The organism is Peribacillus sp. NPDC056705, from assembly GCF_043656335.1.
Window position 1 is genome coordinate 1 of record NZ_JBHTYI010000022.1, and the last position, 19,056, is coordinate 19,056.

Genomic DNA, 19,056 nt, shown 5'->3' on the forward strand with positions numbered 1-19,056 from the left:
TCCCGCTGCTCCCGCAGGAGTCTCGCACTTGCGCTCCAATCAACGTTAAATCGTTTCGTTTTAAAAACAACAATCTTTACGAAAAGAGCCTAAAACAAAAATAGGTTTTCCTTCTTGGTACGGTTTTATGAAATCAACGGGAACTTTTTTGAGGGTTTGTGAAATTTGAACTTTCATTTCCACTCCAGGCACTCGCTTTCCGAGGGCGGCCCGGGAGCCTCCACAGCGCTCTTAACGCCTGTGGGGTCTCCCTTGGACGAGTTTCCCGCAGGAGTCTCGCGCCTTCCGTTCCAAACAACTGGAATGTTTTTTTAACGCTGTTTTCGCATAAATTGTTGCTTTCTTGCCCCCCTATTGATAGGTCGATAAAATCATGTTTAAGGTGGCGACGGTATGTGGTTAGATGTGTATGAAGATGTAAATGAACTTACAAAAGAAGAACAATTTGAGCTTTTAAAGCACTTAAAAACGACTTATTTCCAGATGAACCTGATAAGATTACCGAACTTCTCAAAACTATCCAAGAAATTCGTTTTAGTAGCGGAATGGCTTGGGTTCATTGTGGGAGTACAGCAGCAAAACGGAAAGGAAAGTACAAGATACGTCAACGCTATCTGTGTAAAGATTGCAATAAGACCTTTAACGATATGACCAAAACACCATTTTTAGGCTCACGCTATCCTGAAAAATGGGTAAAGTAAATGGAAATGATGGTTGAAGGCTACACACTGCCTAAAATTGCTAAACGCCTAAAAATACACATTTCAACCGCTTTTTATTGGAGACATAAAATCTTAAATGCACTTCGTTCAGTAGACTTTGAATAATTATAAGGTATTGTGGAAATTGACGAGACTTTCTTTCTTGAGTCAATGAAAGGGCAAGAAGTTACACACCATATAGCCAAGAAGTGTACTGCAAAAGACGAAAAAAGAGGCATATCTGACCTAAAAATTGCTGTTGTGGCGTCACAAGACAGTATTTATAATATCGTTGCTCTAAAAGCCGGTACAGGGCGTGTCAAAGCGAAGAGATTGATGCAGCGATTGGCAAATATATTCATCCAACTGCTTTACTATGCACTGATACGGTAACTAACTACAAGAAGTTTGCCAACATTAAAGGCTTACAATTCTAAACAATCAATGAACGTCAAAAACTACGGGTGAAGAAAGGTATTTTTCATATTCAGCACGTTAATAACTTTCATAGTCGATTGAAAACGTGGATTAGACGTTTCCAAGGCGTGGCTACAAAATACCTTGATAACTATCCCTATTGGTTTGGTTAGAAATAGATAAGCATTTAGCATTTGAAAAAATAAGTTGAGCAAAAGCTTATTTCAGCCAGTTAAAAATCAAATAATACAACAGTTCAGATGTTAAGAACTGCTTGAAAATCCCTACAGAATTAATTGTTAAATTATGGTATAATTATATTCGATTATACATATTTAGGAGGGTTACTAATGATTTTTGAAATGACTACTCAGGTTCGGGTTTCCAGCATAAAAGAAGGGCAAAAGTGGTATGGAACACTGCTGAATAAGGAGCCTGAATTTACTCCACACGATGGATTTGCAGAGTGGGAACTCATTCCTGGTTGTTGGTTGCAGGTCGCTGAAGGACTTCTTATTGACGGTAACGGACCATTACGATTAGGGGTTACTAACATTGAAGCTGAAAGAGATAGACTTGTAGAAGAGCTAAAGATTGATAGTTTTGCAATACATTCAAGACCAGAAGTTCCAGTTAAATGGGGAACTTTCACAGACCCGTGGGGAAATCGACTTGGATTTTTTGAATACTTGGATAAGAACGAAGAGCAAGAACGTATTAAAGCAATCGTTGAAACAATAGAAGTTTAACAGCTTGAAGAAAGGGAACTTCAAGCAATTTTTAAGTTCCTTTATCTTACTAAGGCAATAGCAAAAAACATTACCAAAACAGCGTTTTTTTAAATCCGCAGGTAAACTTATTGGATTTAAGACCTTTGCGACACTCCTGCCGAAAAACTGGCTCGCCGAGACCCCGCAGCCGCTTGCGGAGTGGAGGCTTGGCAGGCAGTCGGCGGAAAGGGAGCGGATTTCAATTGAACACTTTTCAAGAAAAAAACTGCAGCCAACCCGCTTCTCATCGAGGTTACTATATCTACAATCAGAAGCGTTGATAGGATGTCCTTTTTTAAAATACTTCTATTTAGGATTACTAAGGATACAGTCCTTAATTAAGTAATCCCTTTTCGTAATCTATAAAATTTCCTGAAATTCCCTATAATCGTTTTTACTACGGAATAAGTGGGGATAGCGATTAAAATGCCTATGAAACCGTATATTGATCCTGCAGCAAGCAGCAATAAGATAATGGTAAGCGGGTGAATGTTAAGCCGTTTTCCCATAATATTCGGTGTAACCAAGTGCCCTTCGACCTGTTGAACAACGGTAAGGACAATGAGTACTTTCACTGCCAACCCAATGTCTTGCTGTAAGGCAATGAAAAGGGCAGGGATGATGCTTATTAATGGACCAAGGAATGGTACAACGGTAAAAATCATGGCGAATATGGCTAATACGAGTGCATAATCGAGACCGATAATCAAGTAGCCGATATACATCAAAGTCCCAATGACGATTGATATGATGAATTGACCGATAATATATGTTGAAAGGGCTTTATCGACGTCTTTTAATATAGTGTTTCCCTCTGATTCAACATCGTTCGGTATATATTTTAATAGAAATGGTCTTAATTTATCTCCATCCTTCAAGAAATAGAATAAAATGAATGGTGTAATGACCAATACTGTTAATACACTCGTGATTGTGGAAAAAATGGTATTGACATTCACTATTAGTTTTTCCGAGTAATCTTTCAAATGCGTGACCGCTTTTTCTTTTAGATCCTCCATATTAACCATGCCAAAATCATTTTTCTCAATCATCACTTCAGATTCTTTAGAGAATTCCTTGACTTTGCTTGGGAGGTTTTCAGATAATTTTTGAAATTGGTCCACGATTAAAGGACTTCCAAAGTAACTTACCATCCCAATCATGCTAAATATAATCAAAAACACGGTGAAGATGCTAATTGACCTCGGGATAAATTCAGTTAATAAGTTAACTACCGGCCGTAATATATAGTATAAAAGCCCAGCCACAATAATAGGGAAAAACATGGCAGCAATGATTTTTTGTAGCGGCAGCAGAACGTAATCAATCTTACCTAGTAAAAAAATAATTAAAATGATCAAAATGGTCGCGCATGCATATTTGAAAAACGGTTTATTGATCCACAAGACAATCCCTCCTAAATCCATCTCTTACTTAATTCCCTGATTTAGCTTAATGTTAAACTATATAACTTGTTCAAAAGTTTGGTGCAAAACATGTTATAATGATGAACGTTTATCATTCATCTTTAATTCGATTGGAATGTTTCACTTTTGAATCTAATCACCTGATTTAAAAAGTTGGAATTCGTATTTCTTATACTTTTTTGGAATTCCGATAGATAAAGCAGCAACCAAACGAAGCTGTTGGAATCGAATACAAGACTTTCACTGTGAAATGATGGTTAATTATTAAAAAAATATCGGTGTCGGTACTTTGTCGTTTTCCTGCCTTTACGTGCATAAGTCCTGAATAAAGTCCGCCTACAAGGATTGCACCTCTAAATGCAATTCCCATGACTACTGCGATTAAGCATTAGAAATGATCACAACTGTACGAGCAAACATTCCGGGAGAATGGCATAATCCATAAAATCTTCGGTTGTGCTACAGTTCAAAAAGATACACCGTAATAGCCATAAACAAACTAAAAAAGCATCATCAAAGGTAAATTCCGTTTAGGGAAGTTTACTTGATAATGCCTTTTTGCAAGTTTTTAAATTAGGATATTTTACTTAATGTGTTCGTTACTCCTTGATTCTGTGCTCTTTGCATTTTTTTAATGTCGAGACGCAGCCAGATGGAGATGGCGAATGCTATCGCTATTAATACTGCGAAAACGTAGAATACCGGGATGTAGCTGTTCGTACTTTCCCTGATTGCAGTAACCAACATTGGTCCGCAAACCCCGCCTAGAGACCACGTAGTTAAAAGATAACCGTGGATGGCCCCAATTTCCTTAGTTCCAAATAAATCCCCGGCAAACGCAGGGAGATTTGAAAATCCTCCACCATAACAACTAACGACCAGCAAAATGAGTCCTTGGAACAATAGTGTATTTGTAGTCGTCGGAAGTAAAAGGAACGCTCCGATTTGAATGATGAAGAAAATGACGAAAACATTTGGGCGGCCAATATAATCAGATGCTGCTGCCCAGCCAAGTCTTCCTCCGCCATTGAAGATTCCCATAATGCCGACTAATGTTGCTGCACCTGCTACAGACAGACCAACAACGTCTTGAGCCATAGGTGAAGCTACAGAAATCATCATGATTCCTGCACTGGTATTTATCAATTTCATGGACCATAACATCCAGAAGTGTTTAGTTTTAACCGCTTCTTTTGCAGTTAATTGCCTTAGGTCTTTCTTTAGTTCTTTCTTACCTGATTCAATATCTTTCTTCATTCCTTCAGGTAGCCAGTTGGCCTTTGGAGGTGCAATATAGGATGCACCTAAGAACATCAGTATGAAATAGCCCGCTCCTAAAATATAATAGGTAGTATAAATCCCAACGGATTCCATAAGGCTTGCAGCTACTGGGGCTGTAATGAGAGCTCCGGCACCGAATCCTAATACTGCCATTCCTGTTGCTAATCCCCGGCGATCTGGGAACCATTTGACTAAAGTGGATACTGGTGAAATGTACCCGATCCCCATGCCAAGTCCACTTAAAACCCCATATGTCAATAGGTATAGCGGAAGTGAATCGACCATCACTGCTAAACCGGAACCGGCTTGGCCTAAACCGAATAATACAGCCGCGACCATAGCTGACTTTCTCGGACCATTTTTTTCCACGAATTTACCAAAGAAGGCTGCAGAAGTTCCTGCAAGCGCCATCATTATTGTGAATGCTAACGTTACCTCAGTTTCTGACCACCCCATAGTCTCAACTAACGGTTTTTTGTATACGCTATAGGCGTACGCACCACCAATGGAAAGGTGAATGGCGATAGCTGATAAAGCGATTAACCATCTGTTTTTTGTCATGTTGTTACCCCTTTTCGTCAAAAATAAGAAAGTTGCATGCGTTTTATCTATAATTTCTAATTTTGCATGCGTTTTATCTATCTTGTGGGATAAGTATATAAGATTATTATTTAGTAGTAAACTACTAAATTGAATTTTTTGAAAATTTCCCTCTTTATTCCATTTGATTAAAATTGGGAATGGCACGAAAAAGCAACTTTATGAATCAGTATAAAAAAAGTTATATTTTCTTTGGTGTTATATATATAAGTTTGTAGGTATCAGCTTTAAGTGTTTTTAGAGCACCTGCAATCAGGAACTTGCTGCATATCTTTTTATTTATCGATTTTACTGTTTGCAAAAAGGAAAACGAAGGAATTTACTTAAGGTGCCATGATGAAATAACTAGAATCATTCTCATTGGCTTTATTTTAATTATTTTGGTAAAATTATTCTAATATTCACTATTTCAGGACACCTTGGCGAACAATCGGAATTGATATTTTTTGAAAGATTTCAGGAATAATTCATCCTTTTTTCAGGAATCATAGTCTGGAAATCAATAAAATTCCATTTATTTTGAAAAAATTCCGAAAATTTCGTCTTGAAGGCTTGAACTATGATTCCTGATAGGAGTAAACTAATTAAAGATAGATTTTATGGAAGTGAAATCTTGTAAATTTAATCAACAAGGGGTTTTGGTAATGAAGGAACATGACATGCAAATCACGCTTAGTACAACAAAGAAAGAAAAGCCACAGGCGGACCAGCTTGAGTTCGGTAAGCAGTTTACCGATCATATGTTTATAATGGATTACACACAAGGGCAAGGGTGGCATGATCCAAGAATTGTTCCTTATCAACCGCTCTCATTAGAGCCGTCAGCTATGATTTTTCACTATGGTCAATCCGTTTTTGAAGGATTGAAAGCATATGCAACACCTGAGGATGAAATTATCTTATTCCGTCCGGAAAAGAATTTCCAACGCTTAAATAGTTCAAATAGCCGATTATGCATACCGGATATCGACGTTGATTTTGCGTTGAAGGCCTTAAAGACTTTAATTAGCGTTGATAAGGATTGGGTTCCCCAGGCAGAAGGGACATCCTTATATATCAGGCCATTCATTATAGCTACTGAGCCATATCTAGGAGTTTCTCCATCGGATAAATATCAGTTCATCATCATCATGTCACCAGTGGGCTCGTATTATAAAGAAGGTATTCATCCAGTTAAAATTGCAGTGGAGTCAGCCTTCACACGTGCAGTTAATGGAGGTACGGGTGAAGCCAAAACGGGCGGTAATTATGCCTCGAGCCTGAAAGCCCAAGAAGTATCCGAAAAGATGGGCTATGCCCAAGTTCTTTGGTTAGACGGAGTAGAGAAAAAGTATATCGAAGAAGTTGGAAGCATGAATGTTTTCTTCAAAATTAATGGTGAAATTATCACTCCTGCTTTAAATGGAAGTATCCTTCCGGGTATTACTCGTGATTCCATTATCGAATTGCTGAAACATTGGGGCCTTCCCGTGTCGGAAAGACGCATTTCGATGGAAGAAGTCCATGAAGCCTATAAATTAGGTCAATTGGAAGAGGCTTTTGGAACGGGTACAGCCGCGGTCATTTCACCAATTGGTGAATTTTTGTGGAATGGTGAAGAAATGATTGTTCAAAGCGGGGAAACTGGAGAACTTTCTAGAAAGCTTTATGATACACTGACAGGTGTGCAAACAGGTAAAGTCGCAGACGAGTTGAACTGGACTGCGAAAGTTGAAGAAAAAGTAACTCAATAATACTTAAACAAAAAAAACCTTCTTTGAAGGTTTTTTTTGTTTTCACATAATCATTTTGTTTCTTATGGCAACCGCGACGGCCTCTGTCCGATGATTCACTCCCAATTTCCTGATAGCAGAAGAAATATGATCTCTGACGGTAAATTCACTAACGCTCATTATTGGTGCCATTTGCTTTAATCCCATTCCATTGGCTAAATATTGAAGGACCTCCACTTCACGTTTGCTTAGAAGGTAAGTGGGAGGGGCGGAATCCATTGTTGAACCGACAGCCAGTTTTAAATAATGGGAAAGCTTATTTAAATCATTCTTGGTAATTGGCTCGTTAGCGTGAATGGGGTCGACTAAAACTAAACCGATAGCCAAGTCATTCACAATTATCGGAATGATTGCCAATGATGAGATGGAAAATCTTTTAACGTATTTTGCAGGGATGGAGGATTTTGCATGCTGTATGGTTAAGTACATGGGTTTGTTATGGATGACTGCTTGGTGGATGGGGTATATATCATGAATATTTTCTCTAACATTATGTAATGAAAAGGTATCTTCACTTGTACATGCACATATTCCTTCACCCATTCCCGTTAAACATGAATAACTGAATAAAGATGCTCGTTGAAATGAAAAAAAATCCACACAGCCTTTTACAATCATTTGTGATTTATCTGCCATATCTTTTTGTTGGGATATCTTTCTTACATGATTCAACAGAGTTTCCTCAAGCATTCGACTTTATTCCTCCCTACATTTTCAGTGCTAGGATAAACGCTACTAATATCTTACAATATAATGAAAACTCTTACAAATTTTAAAAATCCAGAGATTCAAAAGTTCAAAGTTCATAATTTCAAGGAGGCATTACCATGAAAAGAATGAATTTAACGACCACCAGCCGGAGTTTTAAAGAAGATTCCCTACCATTTAAACTTTATCAAAAGGCAAAGAAATTCGGTATATGGAATCCTCGTGACATTGATTTCAACCAGGATAAAGAAGATTGGAAGTCATTTACTGATATTGAAAGGCAAGTGTTATTAAGGATCATTTCCCTTTTTCAGGGCGGGGAAGAAGCGGTGACTTTGGATTTGCTTCCCTTAATTATGACGATTGCCAAGGAAGGCAGGATTGAAGAAGAAATGTACTTAACGACATTTCTGTTCGAGGAAGCGAAGCATATGGAGTTCTTTCGTTATACATTAGATCAAATAGGTGAAACGGGTGATTTGACGGTTTATCACTCAGAAACTTATAAATCGATTTTTTATGAAATATTGCCTGAAGCCATGGAGAAACTCTTATCCGATCAATCACCTGAAGCATTGGCAGAAGCAGCCACTGTTTATAATATGTTTACAGAGGGTGTGCTTGCAGAAACTGGATATTTTGGGTTTTATCAGACCCTCGAAGCAAATAAAATGATGCCTGGTTTATTAAAAGGTGTGGGACTTTTGAAGAAGGATGAATCACGCCATATTGCTTATGGGACCTTCCTCCTGCAGAGAATCATCAGTGAACATCCGCATATCTTTAAACAGGTTGAAAAGCGAATGGAGGAACTTTCACCACTAGCCATCGCGTTAAATACAGAGGGATATGATCTGTTAGGAAATCCATTTGATAATGACCAACAAGCTATATTGAATTTTACCATGAAACAATTAACAGTACGGATGGAGATTTTGGCCAGGGCAAAAGGAAAGGGGATTGAAGAGATCTATCAAACTAACGAAAAGGAATATGGGGTTATATAAAGCCGATAAAAGAGACAAGCTTAGTATCCATTTTACTTTTCATACTGACTGGCCATCAGAAACTTGATAGCCGGGCATGAACAATTCTTAATTGCGTTTATAAACTAGTATATCTGAGGTGAAATTTTATGAAGGTAAACGCTCATTCGAATTTTTGGTTAAGGTCTTCAGTTTACAGTGGCACTAACACTCGTTCACTCATTCCGGCCCTATTCAATGGTTTCGGGGCCAAAAGGATTCTACTCGTGAGTGATGCCGGCTTGGAAAATGCAGGTGTCGTTAAACAAGTTGCAGAAACTTTTGAGCAACAGAAATTAAGTGCCAAAGCTGAAATAGTGGGACAGTTTCTGGATGTTACACAAGACGCGGCTAGTGAATGTGTAAACGAAGCATTGAAATATGCACGCGAAGTGAATGCCGATGCCATCCTTGCAATTGGTGGAGGGAGTGTCATCGATACAGCAAAGGCATTGAAATTCGGATTATATAAAGGAATTACGGATATAAATGATTCGATACCAGGCGGTTATCTGTATGAGGGTTTTCCAAAAGCGCAATCCATGAATATCCCGCATATTTCCGTAGCCACAACAGCAGGGACCGGTTCTGAAGTATCCCCGATCGCAGTCATATATAATGAACGTAAAAAAGTCAAAATGAATATATACAATGTTTTTTTAAGTTCGGATGTTGCCATTCTAGATCCCGAATTAACAGTCGGACTGCCATCTGACATTACGGCGTTTACTGGTGCAGATGCATTGACACATGCAATTGAAGCGATCGTTTCACCTGCAGCGACAACAATAACCGATGCGTATGCTTATCAGGCCATTCGAGTTATTGAAAGAAACTTACCGAGGGCCGTAAAGGACGGAACGAATATTGAGGCCAGAATGGAAATGCTTCATGGAAGCATGATGGGAATCACTGCATTTTGCAGTGCAATGAATGCGATTCCAGTTCATAACTTTGCCCACGCATATGGGGCATTATTCCGTATTCCGCATGGTTTGGCTAATGCCGTATTATTACCGGTCGTCATGGAAACAAATCCGGATTTATATCTTCCAAAGGCCCATTTGATGGCCGAAGCTTTTAATGTGAAAATACATGATGAAGATTCAAAAGGGATCTTAGCGAAAGTGGTAGAAAAGCTCCGTGTTTTCCTATCTGATCTTGGGCTGCCTTCCGACTTCGGCGCCTATGGAATTGACCATTCAAATATGGGAAGAATTCTTAAAGCGGTAATGACGGATCCAGCTGCCGCTAATTACCCGATGTCGGAGGAATTAATAATGTCAGTAGTTTCAAGAGTTACACCCGTGAGAATTAATTAATACTAAAAAAAAGCCAGCCTATAAAGGTTGGCTCTTTTGCGTTGAGTAATAATTGCGATGTACTAAGTTCCGAATTTTTTCGTTCATTCAGTTCGATTAATATATGATCTTTTGAATAAACAACCCCAACCGGGATCGGCTCTTTTAATGTTTTTTTCCTAAGTTCTCCTGTGCCATCTTTATAAGTTCCTTGACCATGCCTCCGCCTAACTTTCCACCTATTTTTCCATTCTGCTTGGAGGTCAGTTCTCCGTTATAATCTTTTTTCAGCGGTACGCCCATTTCTTTTGCTACTTCAAACTTTGCTTCTTCGGGATCCTTTGTACCAGCTACTTTGGCTTTTAGATCATCGAGTCCTTTTCGTGCTTCAGATACTAGAATTTTCCTTCTCCTTGCCAATTTTGCATCACTCCTTTTTTTTCTTAGGTTATCCCAATGTAAAGAAAATGATTAATAGGCAGATCGAAAGTTTTTAATTGACTCCCGATGAATCGGGAGTCAGTCATAATCTCTTAAATAATGAAGTAATTATATAGGATACGATTGATTGAGTTTATTCCAGCCAGAAGAAGTTTTAGTTTATTTAAAGCGGGTAACATATAATAAAATGATGTAAGGAGAAAAATGATGCTGACTGCTAATTCAAGTTTGTTAACAAAAGAAGATATGACAAATCCCGATCGAGTGCCGCAATGGTTAATTAAGGAATATCAAACATTCCATAATACAGTGACCGATAAAACCTTTCCTTGTTATTTTGGTATGAAAGCTGAAAATAAAGGGGAACTTCGTTATGCTTATATCACTCAGGAAGATTGGTCCAATCTCCCAAAAGCAGTGGAAAGCTTTCTTGATTTATTTCAGGATCCACCATATATCAGGCATGGCCTTTTTGTCTTTATGGAGCCTGAATCGATAGAGGGTGATATAGAATTGTACCGTAAAAGGTTTTGGGATATCCTGCAATACCTGCATAAAGCAGATGAAAAACCTTGGCCAATTGAAACGCCGAAAGATCCCGAACATTATTTATGGGACTATCATTTTGCAGGGGAACCAATCTTCGTCTTTGGTAATGCACCTGCTTATAAACAGCGTAAAACCCGAGATTTAGGAAATAGCCTTGTACTTGGATTCCAGCCCAGGATGATCTTTGAAGGCCTGGAAGGAACGGAAAAAGGCGGAATCATGTCGCGTGAAAAGGTTCGGGAACGAGTGGAGAAATGGGATAACCTTCCAAAACATCCTGATATCAGTCACTTTGGAGATGTAAATCATAATGAATGGAAACAATTTTTCATAGGGGATGATATAGAACCGATAAAAGGTAAGTGCCCCTTCCATCATAAAGAGTTAACTTAACCGAGAGCAAATTGCTCTCGGTTTTTTCGTATCTTCCTTGGAAGGTAATGGGGATAAAAAATCAATCCGTGAAAATTCATGAAATGGACATTTGAAAATAAAAAACAAATTTCTTGCCTTATTGGATTTTCGGTTTTATAATGTGAAAGTAGCAATTGCAGTTAATTCGAGATATATGGATTAAATGCTATTTTTAAAATAACATACAAAATTAACAATTGGGGGAACGAAAATGTCTAAAGTATTATTTGTTAAATCAAATGACCGCCCTGCGGATCAAGCTATTAGTGTCAAAATGTATGAAACGTTTTTGAACACATATAAGGAAGCAAATAGTAACGATGAAATAACTGAATTGGATTTATTTAACCTGAACTTACCTTACTACGGAAATACAGCAATTACTGCTCTATATAAACGCAGCCAAGGTATGGAATTGACTGAAGAAGAAGTGAAGATTGCCGATATCGTGCAACAATACTTGAATCAATTCCTTGCTGCCGATAAAGTAGTATTTGCTTTCCCACTATGGAATGCAACGGTTCCAGCACCATTGGTAACTTATATTTCTTATCTTGCTCAAGCGGGAACAACATTCAAATATACAGCTGAAGGCCCAGTCGGCTTAGTTGGAGGTAAAAAAGTGGCATTACTTAATGCACGCGGGTCCGATTATGCATTGCCTGGAATGGATGCTGGCGAAATGGCAGAGAAATACGTAACGATGAATTTGAACTTATGGGGTATAACAAACCCAGAAACAGTCGTAATCGAGGGACATAATCAATACCCAGATCGCTCACAGGATATCGTTGCCGAAGGATTAGCGAAAGTGGCTGAAACTGCTGCAAAATTCTAATTATAAAAGGCGAAACCAGTATGTATTTTTAGCATACTGGTTTTTCTATGCAGATTTTTCTGAAAGTCGATTATAATAAAGGGTAAGCCTATAAGCATGAAAGGAAGTGCAGACAATATGCAAACGTTTAAATCACGTGACGAAATAAAAATGGAAGAAACATGGAACTTAAAAGATATTTTCGATGATCAGTCTAATTGGGAAAAAGATTATCAAGAAGTCCTGAAGATGACAGAGAAATTAAAAACTTACGATGGACATATTCAGTCGGCTCAAGATTTGTTCGAGTATTTACGATTAAGTGAGGAACTTGGGTACATTTATAACAAGCTATATGTTTTTGCCATGCTTCAAGCAGATTTGGATACACGGGTAACCTCATCACAAGCATTACTGGATCGGGCTGGTAAGTTAGGGCAGAAAATAAGCAATGCTTCTGCATTTTTCATGCCTTTTCTTTTGAGCCTGGAAGAACCCACATTAAAAGGGTACATAAATGAAATCGAGGGTTTGAAATATTTTGAGGAGGATCTACTGGATTCCTTCCGTTATAAGGCCCATGTGTTAACGAAAGAACAAGAAGAGGTGCTTTCCCAAATAGGCGAAGCCTTTTCAGCACCTCAAAAAACGTTCGGGATGATAAACAATGCTGATATTAAATTTGGTGAAGTTACGAATGTAGACGGCGAGAGGGTAGAGCTGACGCGAGGAATGTATTCCAAATTGATCGAAGACGATGATCGCGATAAAAGAAAAGAGGCCTATTTCGCCTATTATCAGCCATATGTACAATTGAAGAATACAATCGCTTCCACACTTTCCACAGCAATCAAGAATAATGTGAATCTGTCAAAACTAAGAAATTATCCATCTGCCTTGGAAAAATCATTATTTGGAGATCAAGTTCCAAAAGAGGTTTATGATAATTTGATTATGTCTACTAAGCAAAATATCGGACCCATGCATAAATACATTCACTTAAGGAAAAAATTGTTGGGTGTAAAAGAATTGCGTGCCTATGATTTAAGTGTACCATTAGTTGAAGGCGCTAAAGAGGAGATTTCTTACGATGATGGTTTTTCTTTGATGGTGGAGGCCCTGAAACCTCTTGGCGAAGAGTATATCACAATCCTGAAAACCTTTAAGGAAAAAAGATATATCGACGTCAGGGAAACACCTGGAAAACGATCAGGTGCTTACAATTTAGGACTTTATGGCGTTCACCCTTTCATCTTATTAAATCACCGTGATGACTTAGATAGTGTATTTACACTTGCTCATGAATCTGGACATGGTATGCATTCATACTATAGCTCAAAATACCAACCGCAAATAAGTGCAGGGTATTCCATTTTTGTCGCGGAAGTTGCATCAACTGTGAATGAAATCCTTTTGATTCGCCATTTAATTAAGATTACAAAAGATGTACAGAAGAAAAAACACTTACTTAACCATTTCATAGATAGTTTTAAAGGAACATTCTTCACACAGGTGATGTTTGCGGAGTTCGAAAAGATCGTACATGAAAAAGCTGAAAATGATGAACCTCTAAATGCCGAGGTTTTTAATACAGCCTATGAATCGATATTTCGTGCTTATAATGGAGATGAAATAATTTTCGATGAAGAAGTGAAGTATGGCTGGTCACGCATCCCACACTTTTATCGTCCGTTTTATGTCTACAAATATGCTACTGGTTACGTTTCAGCCATTACTATCGCTGATAAGATCCTTTCTGGGGACAAAAAAACACTTGAAAGTTATTTGACTTTCTTGAAAAGCGGGAGTTCCGATTTTCCATTGGAGCTGCTAAAGAAAACAGGCGTAGATTTAACTAAACCTGATCCAATCGAAAATGCAATGAAGATTTTCAGCGATCTGGTCGACCAATTCACTGATTTGTCCGAAGGCTAATCTAAACCATTTCTTCCAAAAGAGCCCATGGTATGATTTTATAAATAATGGTATAGTTAAAACATTGGCGTAGGAAAGGCCCAATCAATAGATTGGGCCTTATTTTATATGCTGAAGAAACAGGTAATTCGCGAAAAAAGTCATGGTGACAGCGTTATTTTAAACATCGGAGCCTAGCCAATGGGCCAGTTTCTTTGTACTTCAATGGCATATTTTGTGAGGAAAGTGAAAAATGAATTCGACAGTAAATTATATAAAAGAATGGCAGCAGGCACTACAACTTGAGATCTTGCATTTGAAAAAGTATGGCAGCACAAAATACCTGGTTTCAAACGGCTATCTGCTTACAAGTGACGGTTCTTTCAATTATTATTTTGAAACAGGTTCATCGGTAAAAATCCCTGTCGGTTCCCTCGTTCGACTGGAATGGGGAGGGATTAAACAAGATGGAAGAATCCTTTCATCAGAGGGGAAAAGTATAATCGTTGTTTTTGATCTTTCTTTAGGAGATATGATAGGTGAAGCCTTTTTATACCATGATCCCTGGGAATTGCTGGAACAATTGATTGTGCGCTTGGATGAAATCAAGAGAAGCAAAAGGAAAAGGCTTCGGATCAAGCGCCTGATGGATCCGTCCATGCCGCAAAAACATCCATTAAATGAAAAACAAAGCAGTGTAAAAGAATTATATGCGCGCTCGAAGTTCAATCCTGTCACTTTTGTTTGGGGACCCCCTGGTACAGGAAAAACCTATACACTGGCTCGTACAGTAGCCAATCATTATTTACAAGATAAAAAAATTCTGGTTTTGTCCCATAGCAACACAGCTGTCGATGTTTTGATGGCTGAAATTTCATCATTCATTAAAAAGAAAGATCGTTTCAAAGAAGGCGATGTGCTTCGCTATGGATCTCAAACCGGTGAATCACTAGCCAACCATGATGATATTGTTACAGGGCAATTATTAGGGAAACATGAACCGACATTAGTTAAAGAAAAAGAAGAGCTTGGCGAAGAAAAACGTCTATTAAAGTATGACTTGGCAGGGTCATTCAGTAAAAGGGATACAGATCAATTAATTGAGATAGAGAAAAAGCTGGCCAAAGTCTTGGAGAAAATCCGCCAAAAAGAGGTTCAATTCGTAAAAGAAGCAAAAGTCATCGGAACGACCTTAGCTAAAGCCGCAAATGATGAAACGGTTTATCAAAAAGAGTATGATCTGGTTATTTTGGACGAAGCGAGTATGGCTTACGTACCTCAGGTAGCTTTTGCTGCAGCGTTAGCCAAGCATATTATCGTTTGTGGTGATTTCAAACAATTGCCACCCATAGCTTCTGCTCGCGATTCCCTCGTGAAACTTTGGCTGAAGGAAGACATATTTCATCGGGCAGGTGTTGCCCAGTCTGTTGAAGAAGGAGAACTCCACCCTCATTTATTCCTATTAAAGGAACAGCGCCGCATGCATCCGGATATTTCAGCATTCACTAATCGTGTCGTCTATAACAATTTTGTTGGCGATCATAAAAGTGTTGCGACTAGCAGGGAAGGTATAATGCTGTCGGAACCGTTTGCCAATAAGGCAGCAGCACTTCTTGATACTAGCTTAGCAGGGGAATATTGCATTACTGAACGGACATCCCATTCGAGAATGAATATATGGCAATTGCTTTTATCTTTTCAACTGATTCATGAAGCTTATGTGGGCGGATCAAGGTCAATTGGTTATGTTGCCCCTTATCGTGCTCAGGCAGACTTGATGGAAAAACTATTGGATGACTTATATGGGAAAGAACGGCAAACGGCGGATATCATCGCTGCAACTGTACATCGTTTCCAGGGAAGTGAACGTGAGATGATGATCTTTGACACTGTTGATAGTTATCCGCAAAACAGGGCTGGAATGTTATTGACAGGGAGAGAAAGTGAAAGGCTCATTAACGTGGCCATAACAAGGACTAAGGGTAAGTTCGTACATGTATGTGACACTTCATTTGTTAACAAACACGTTTATCGCAGCAAAACACTTCGTCAGCTTGTCGATCATCAAATTCAAAATGATCAGATTGTATCAAAGAAAGACATTGGAAAATGGGTTAAACACCAGCACCCGAAATTGCAATGGATGCATGCCCGTAAATTAGGGGACTTTCAGGAAGATATTGAATCAACAAAACAAGAGATGGTTATCGCTGTTCCAGATTTGAACAGTTTGTCAGAAGAATGGCAGCAATATTTGATGAAAAGAAACCCTGCAGTGAAATTGACGACCATTTCAGCAAAAAGAAATCCTGATATCAACGCTGATCATTTTATTTGTTCACCAGTTTCCTTTTCCTTTATCATCTTTGATAAAAGAGTTGTCTGGCTAGGTTTGCCCGTCGAGTCCAATAATCGGGTCCAGCCCCCATTTATTGCGGCCCGTTTGGATTCGCAAATAATGGCAGATGAATTACTATCTCAATTCAAAAAAAGTGAATAACTTCGGAAAGGCCCTTAAAAAGGGCTTTTCTTTATATGCATTTCTTTCAAAAAAAACCTCGATAGAATAAGTGGTGAAATGACTCCTTACCCGAGCACCTGCGCAATTAATGTATTAAACCAAATACCTCGCTAGAATATATAGTTCGCTTCTACTCCCCGATTTAGTTTCAACCCCTTATAATATCCGTTAAAGGCTGCAAACTAAAATAACAAAGCAAGCATTTCAAGCGACTTTCGACTAGTTATGATTTACCATTAAGTTACGAAAGCCAAGAAAGGCGGTAACAAAAAATGAAACTGAGCATTTTGGATCAATCCCCAATTGCATCCGGACAGACAGCACAAGAAGCATTGCAGGCATCATTACAACTAGCACAAGAAGGGGATAGACTGGGCTATAGCAGAATCTGGTTAACTGAACATCATGATCTGCCGGGATTGGCCTGTTCCGTTCCAGAGGTTTTGATAAGCTACATTGGTGCACAAACAAAAAATATCCGGATTGGATCAGGGGCAGTGCTGCTTCCGCATTATAAGCCATATAGGATAGCAGAGACTTATCATATGCTTGCAACACTTTTTCCAGGACGGATTGATATGGGACTGGGGCGTGCTCCTGGTGGCTCTGCAGAAGCAACGATGGCATTATCCGATAATTTTCTTCAGAATGTTTACAAAATGCCAGAACTTGTTCAAGAACTGTTGTATTTTCTAAGAGATGAATTTCCAAAAGAACATCCTTTTTCAAATCTCTCTGCTGCTCCTATCCCAATGGTACCGCCTGAACCATGGATATTGGGGACAAGTGGGAAAAGTGCAAAACTTGCCGCTGAGAATGGCACTGCATACGCGTTTGGTGAATTCATGAGTGAAAATGATGGCGTGCAGAGTTTTCACCAGTACCGTGAGGACTTTCAAACAAAAGGGTTACTTAAAGCACCTAAAACAATCGTTACGGTTTCGGCCATATGCGCAGAAACCGAGGAACGTGCAAAAGAAATCGCTCTTAGCAACATTCTATGGAAAATTCAAAGTGGTCAAGGGGAAAGAACGCAGGTTCCAAGTATAGAAGAGGTAAGGAACCATGTGTGGACTGAAAAAGAAAAAGCACTGATGGAAACCTTGGATAAAAAACTGATTTTTGGTACCCCTTTACAAGTGAAGCATCGGCTTTTGGAGATTCAGGAGAAATATCAAGCTGATGAAATCATGCTGATAACCATCACTCATAAGTTGGAGGATCGGCTTAATTCGTTTCGTTTGATTGCCAGGGAAATTCTTAACAGTTAATCCGTTCGAGCATTTTATGTGCATTTTGTGTGCATTTTCTATATGATGGCTTTGCGTCCAATTAATCATAATTGAAAGAAAGAAGATGAAGATATGAATGCTGATCAACAAGCTAAAAAACTTAGCGACATTTCTTTTTCCGTTCTGGATTTGGCTTCTATCGTTGAGGGTGGTACAGTTTCGGGAGCTTTTAAAAATACAGTAGAATTAGCTAAACATGCGGAGCAATGGAATTACAACCGTTTCTGGGTTGCAGAACACCATAGCATGCCTGGGATTGCAAGCTCTGCAACGTCAGTGCTTATAGGCTATGTTGCAGGTAGGACGGAAAGAATTCGTGTAGGTTCTGGAGGTATAATGCTACCGAATCATGCACCACTGGTTATCGCAGAACAATTTGGAACATTGGAAGCAATGTATCCTGGTAGAATAGATTTAGGACTGGGACGTGCTCCGGGAAGCGACCAATTTACAGCCATGGCACTCCGGGGTGATGTACGTAATAACGGTCAGGATTTTCCTGAACAATTGGCACAGCTCCGTAGCTATCTAGATGCGGACTCTAAACATAATCGTGTTCGCGCCATCCCTGGCGAAGGACAGGATATCCCGATTTGGCTGCTTGGTTCAAGCGGATTCAGTGCAGCATTATCAGCACAGCTGGGATTGCCATTTTCATTTGCAAGCCATTTTTCCCCTGAAAACACTCAACCAGCTTTAGCTCGTTACCGCAATAATTTCCAACCATCCGACGTTCTCGATAAACCTTATGTCATGGTTGGTATGAATGTATTTGCAGCTGATACTACGGATGAAGCGCAAAGGATCGCTACATCTTATCAACAGCAGTTCTTGAATTTGATAAGGAACACACCTGGTCAACTTGCTCCTCCAGTTGATACGATGGAGGGCCTTTGGACAGAATATGAAAAGGCCATTGTCATGAAGCAGCTGAACGCTTCCATTATAGGAAATCCAAAAGAGGTTAAAGAGCAGTTGCAGGCATTTTTAAATGAAACACAGGCGGATGAAATGATTATAAACTCTGCCATTTATGATCAGGATGCACGCCTTCGTTCTTATGAAATCATTGCAGAAGTTACTGGAATGAAATAAGTGTCAAAGAA

General features: G+C 39.0%; 14 protein-coding genes and 1 pseudogene. 11 read left to right on the forward strand and 4 right to left on the reverse strand.

What is annotated here, in order from left to right:
- Positions 1-393 precede the first annotated feature (393 nt).
- Together ACFRAK_RS20295 and ACFRAK_RS20300 are read left to right on the forward strand one after the other, a co-directional pair.
- Positions 394-1,354 (forward strand): annotated as a pseudogene (locus ACFRAK_RS20295) (IS1595 family transposase).
- A 114-nt stretch (positions 1,355-1,468) separates the two neighbouring features.
- Positions 1,469-1,867 (forward strand): VOC family protein, encoded by a 399-nt coding sequence (locus ACFRAK_RS20300; RefSeq protein WP_387598956.1) that lies wholly within the window; start codon positions 1,469-1,471, stop codon positions 1,865-1,867.
- 359 nt (positions 1,868-2,226) lie between these two features.
- Here ACFRAK_RS20300 and ACFRAK_RS20305 read toward each other — a convergent pair whose 3' ends face one another.
- Together ACFRAK_RS20305 and ACFRAK_RS20310 are read right to left on the reverse strand one after the other, a co-directional pair.
- Positions 2,227-3,294, reverse strand: coding sequence for an AI-2E family transporter (locus ACFRAK_RS20305; RefSeq protein WP_387708112.1), 1,068 nt, complete (start codon positions 3,292-3,294; stop codon positions 2,227-2,229).
- Positions 3,295-3,888: 594 nt separating this feature from the next.
- Positions 3,889-5,157: an L-lactate MFS transporter gene (locus tag ACFRAK_RS20310; RefSeq protein ID WP_260288274.1), complete on the reverse strand. Its 1,269-nt coding sequence runs from the start codon at positions 5,155-5,157 to the stop codon at positions 3,889-3,891.
- A 683-nt stretch (positions 5,158-5,840) separates the two neighbouring features.
- Between ACFRAK_RS20310 and ACFRAK_RS20315 the strand changes: the two genes are divergently transcribed.
- Positions 5,841-6,929 (forward strand): branched-chain amino acid aminotransferase, encoded by a 1,089-nt coding sequence (locus tag ACFRAK_RS20315; protein WP_141994439.1) that lies wholly within the window; start codon positions 5,841-5,843, stop codon positions 6,927-6,929.
- 42 nt (positions 6,930-6,971) lie between these two features.
- Here the strand turns inward: ACFRAK_RS20315 and ACFRAK_RS20320 are convergent, their stop codons facing one another.
- Complete coding sequence (locus tag ACFRAK_RS20320) at positions 6,972-7,658, reverse strand: helix-turn-helix transcriptional regulator (protein WP_387598950.1); 687 nt, start codon at positions 7,656-7,658, stop codon at positions 6,972-6,974.
- A 137-nt stretch (positions 7,659-7,795) separates the two neighbouring features.
- Between ACFRAK_RS20320 and ACFRAK_RS20325 the strand changes: the two genes are divergently transcribed.
- Together ACFRAK_RS20325 and ACFRAK_RS20330 are read left to right on the forward strand one after the other, a co-directional pair.
- Positions 7,796-8,683, forward strand: coding sequence for a R2-like ligand-binding oxidase (locus ACFRAK_RS20325; protein WP_387598947.1), 888 nt, complete (start codon positions 7,796-7,798; stop codon positions 8,681-8,683).
- Between the two features lie 128 nt (positions 8,684-8,811).
- Entirely contained in the window at positions 8,812-10,023 is a 1,212-nt protein-coding gene (locus tag ACFRAK_RS20330) for an iron-containing alcohol dehydrogenase (protein ID WP_394572333.1), read from the forward strand.
- Positions 10,024-10,167: 144 nt separating this feature from the next.
- Here ACFRAK_RS20330 and ACFRAK_RS20335 read toward each other — a convergent pair whose 3' ends face one another.
- Positions 10,168-10,422: an alpha/beta-type small acid-soluble spore protein gene (locus ACFRAK_RS20335; protein WP_260288278.1), complete on the reverse strand. Its 255-nt coding sequence runs from the start codon at positions 10,420-10,422 to the stop codon at positions 10,168-10,170.
- 228 nt (positions 10,423-10,650) lie between these two features.
- Between ACFRAK_RS20335 and ACFRAK_RS20340 the strand changes: the two genes are divergently transcribed.
- The 6 genes from ACFRAK_RS20340 to ACFRAK_RS20365 all read left to right on the forward strand — a co-directional run bounded on the left by ACFRAK_RS20340 (position 10,651) and on the right by ACFRAK_RS20365 (position 19,045).
- A complete protein-coding gene (locus ACFRAK_RS20340; RefSeq protein WP_387598938.1) occupies positions 10,651-11,385 on the forward strand; it encodes a YqcI/YcgG family protein in 735 nt (244 codons plus the stop codon).
- 232 nt (positions 11,386-11,617) lie between these two features.
- Positions 11,618-12,244, forward strand: coding sequence for an FMN-dependent NADH-azoreductase (locus tag ACFRAK_RS20345; RefSeq protein WP_192204950.1), 627 nt, complete (start codon positions 11,618-11,620; stop codon positions 12,242-12,244).
- A gap of 117 nt (positions 12,245-12,361) precedes the next feature.
- Positions 12,362-14,158 carry an oligoendopeptidase F gene (gene pepF / locus ACFRAK_RS20350; RefSeq protein WP_394572335.1) on the forward strand — a complete coding sequence of 599 codons (1,797 nt, stop codon included), beginning with the start codon at positions 12,362-12,364 and terminating at the stop codon, positions 14,156-14,158.
- A gap of 232 nt (positions 14,159-14,390) precedes the next feature.
- The gene (locus tag ACFRAK_RS20355) at positions 14,391-16,637 is read left to right on the forward strand and encodes an AAA domain-containing protein (RefSeq protein ID WP_394572336.1); all 2,247 of its coding nucleotides are present in this window, start codon (positions 14,391-14,393) and stop codon (positions 16,635-16,637) included.
- A 293-nt stretch (positions 16,638-16,930) separates the two neighbouring features.
- On the forward strand, positions 16,931-17,929 hold the full coding sequence (locus ACFRAK_RS20360; RefSeq protein WP_387598928.1) for an LLM class flavin-dependent oxidoreductase: 999 nt from the start codon (positions 16,931-16,933) through the stop codon (positions 17,927-17,929).
- 93 nt (positions 17,930-18,022) lie between these two features.
- Entirely contained in the window at positions 18,023-19,045 is a 1,023-nt protein-coding gene (locus ACFRAK_RS20365; RefSeq protein WP_394572339.1) for an LLM class flavin-dependent oxidoreductase, read from the forward strand.
- Positions 19,046-19,056 lie beyond the last annotated feature (11 nt).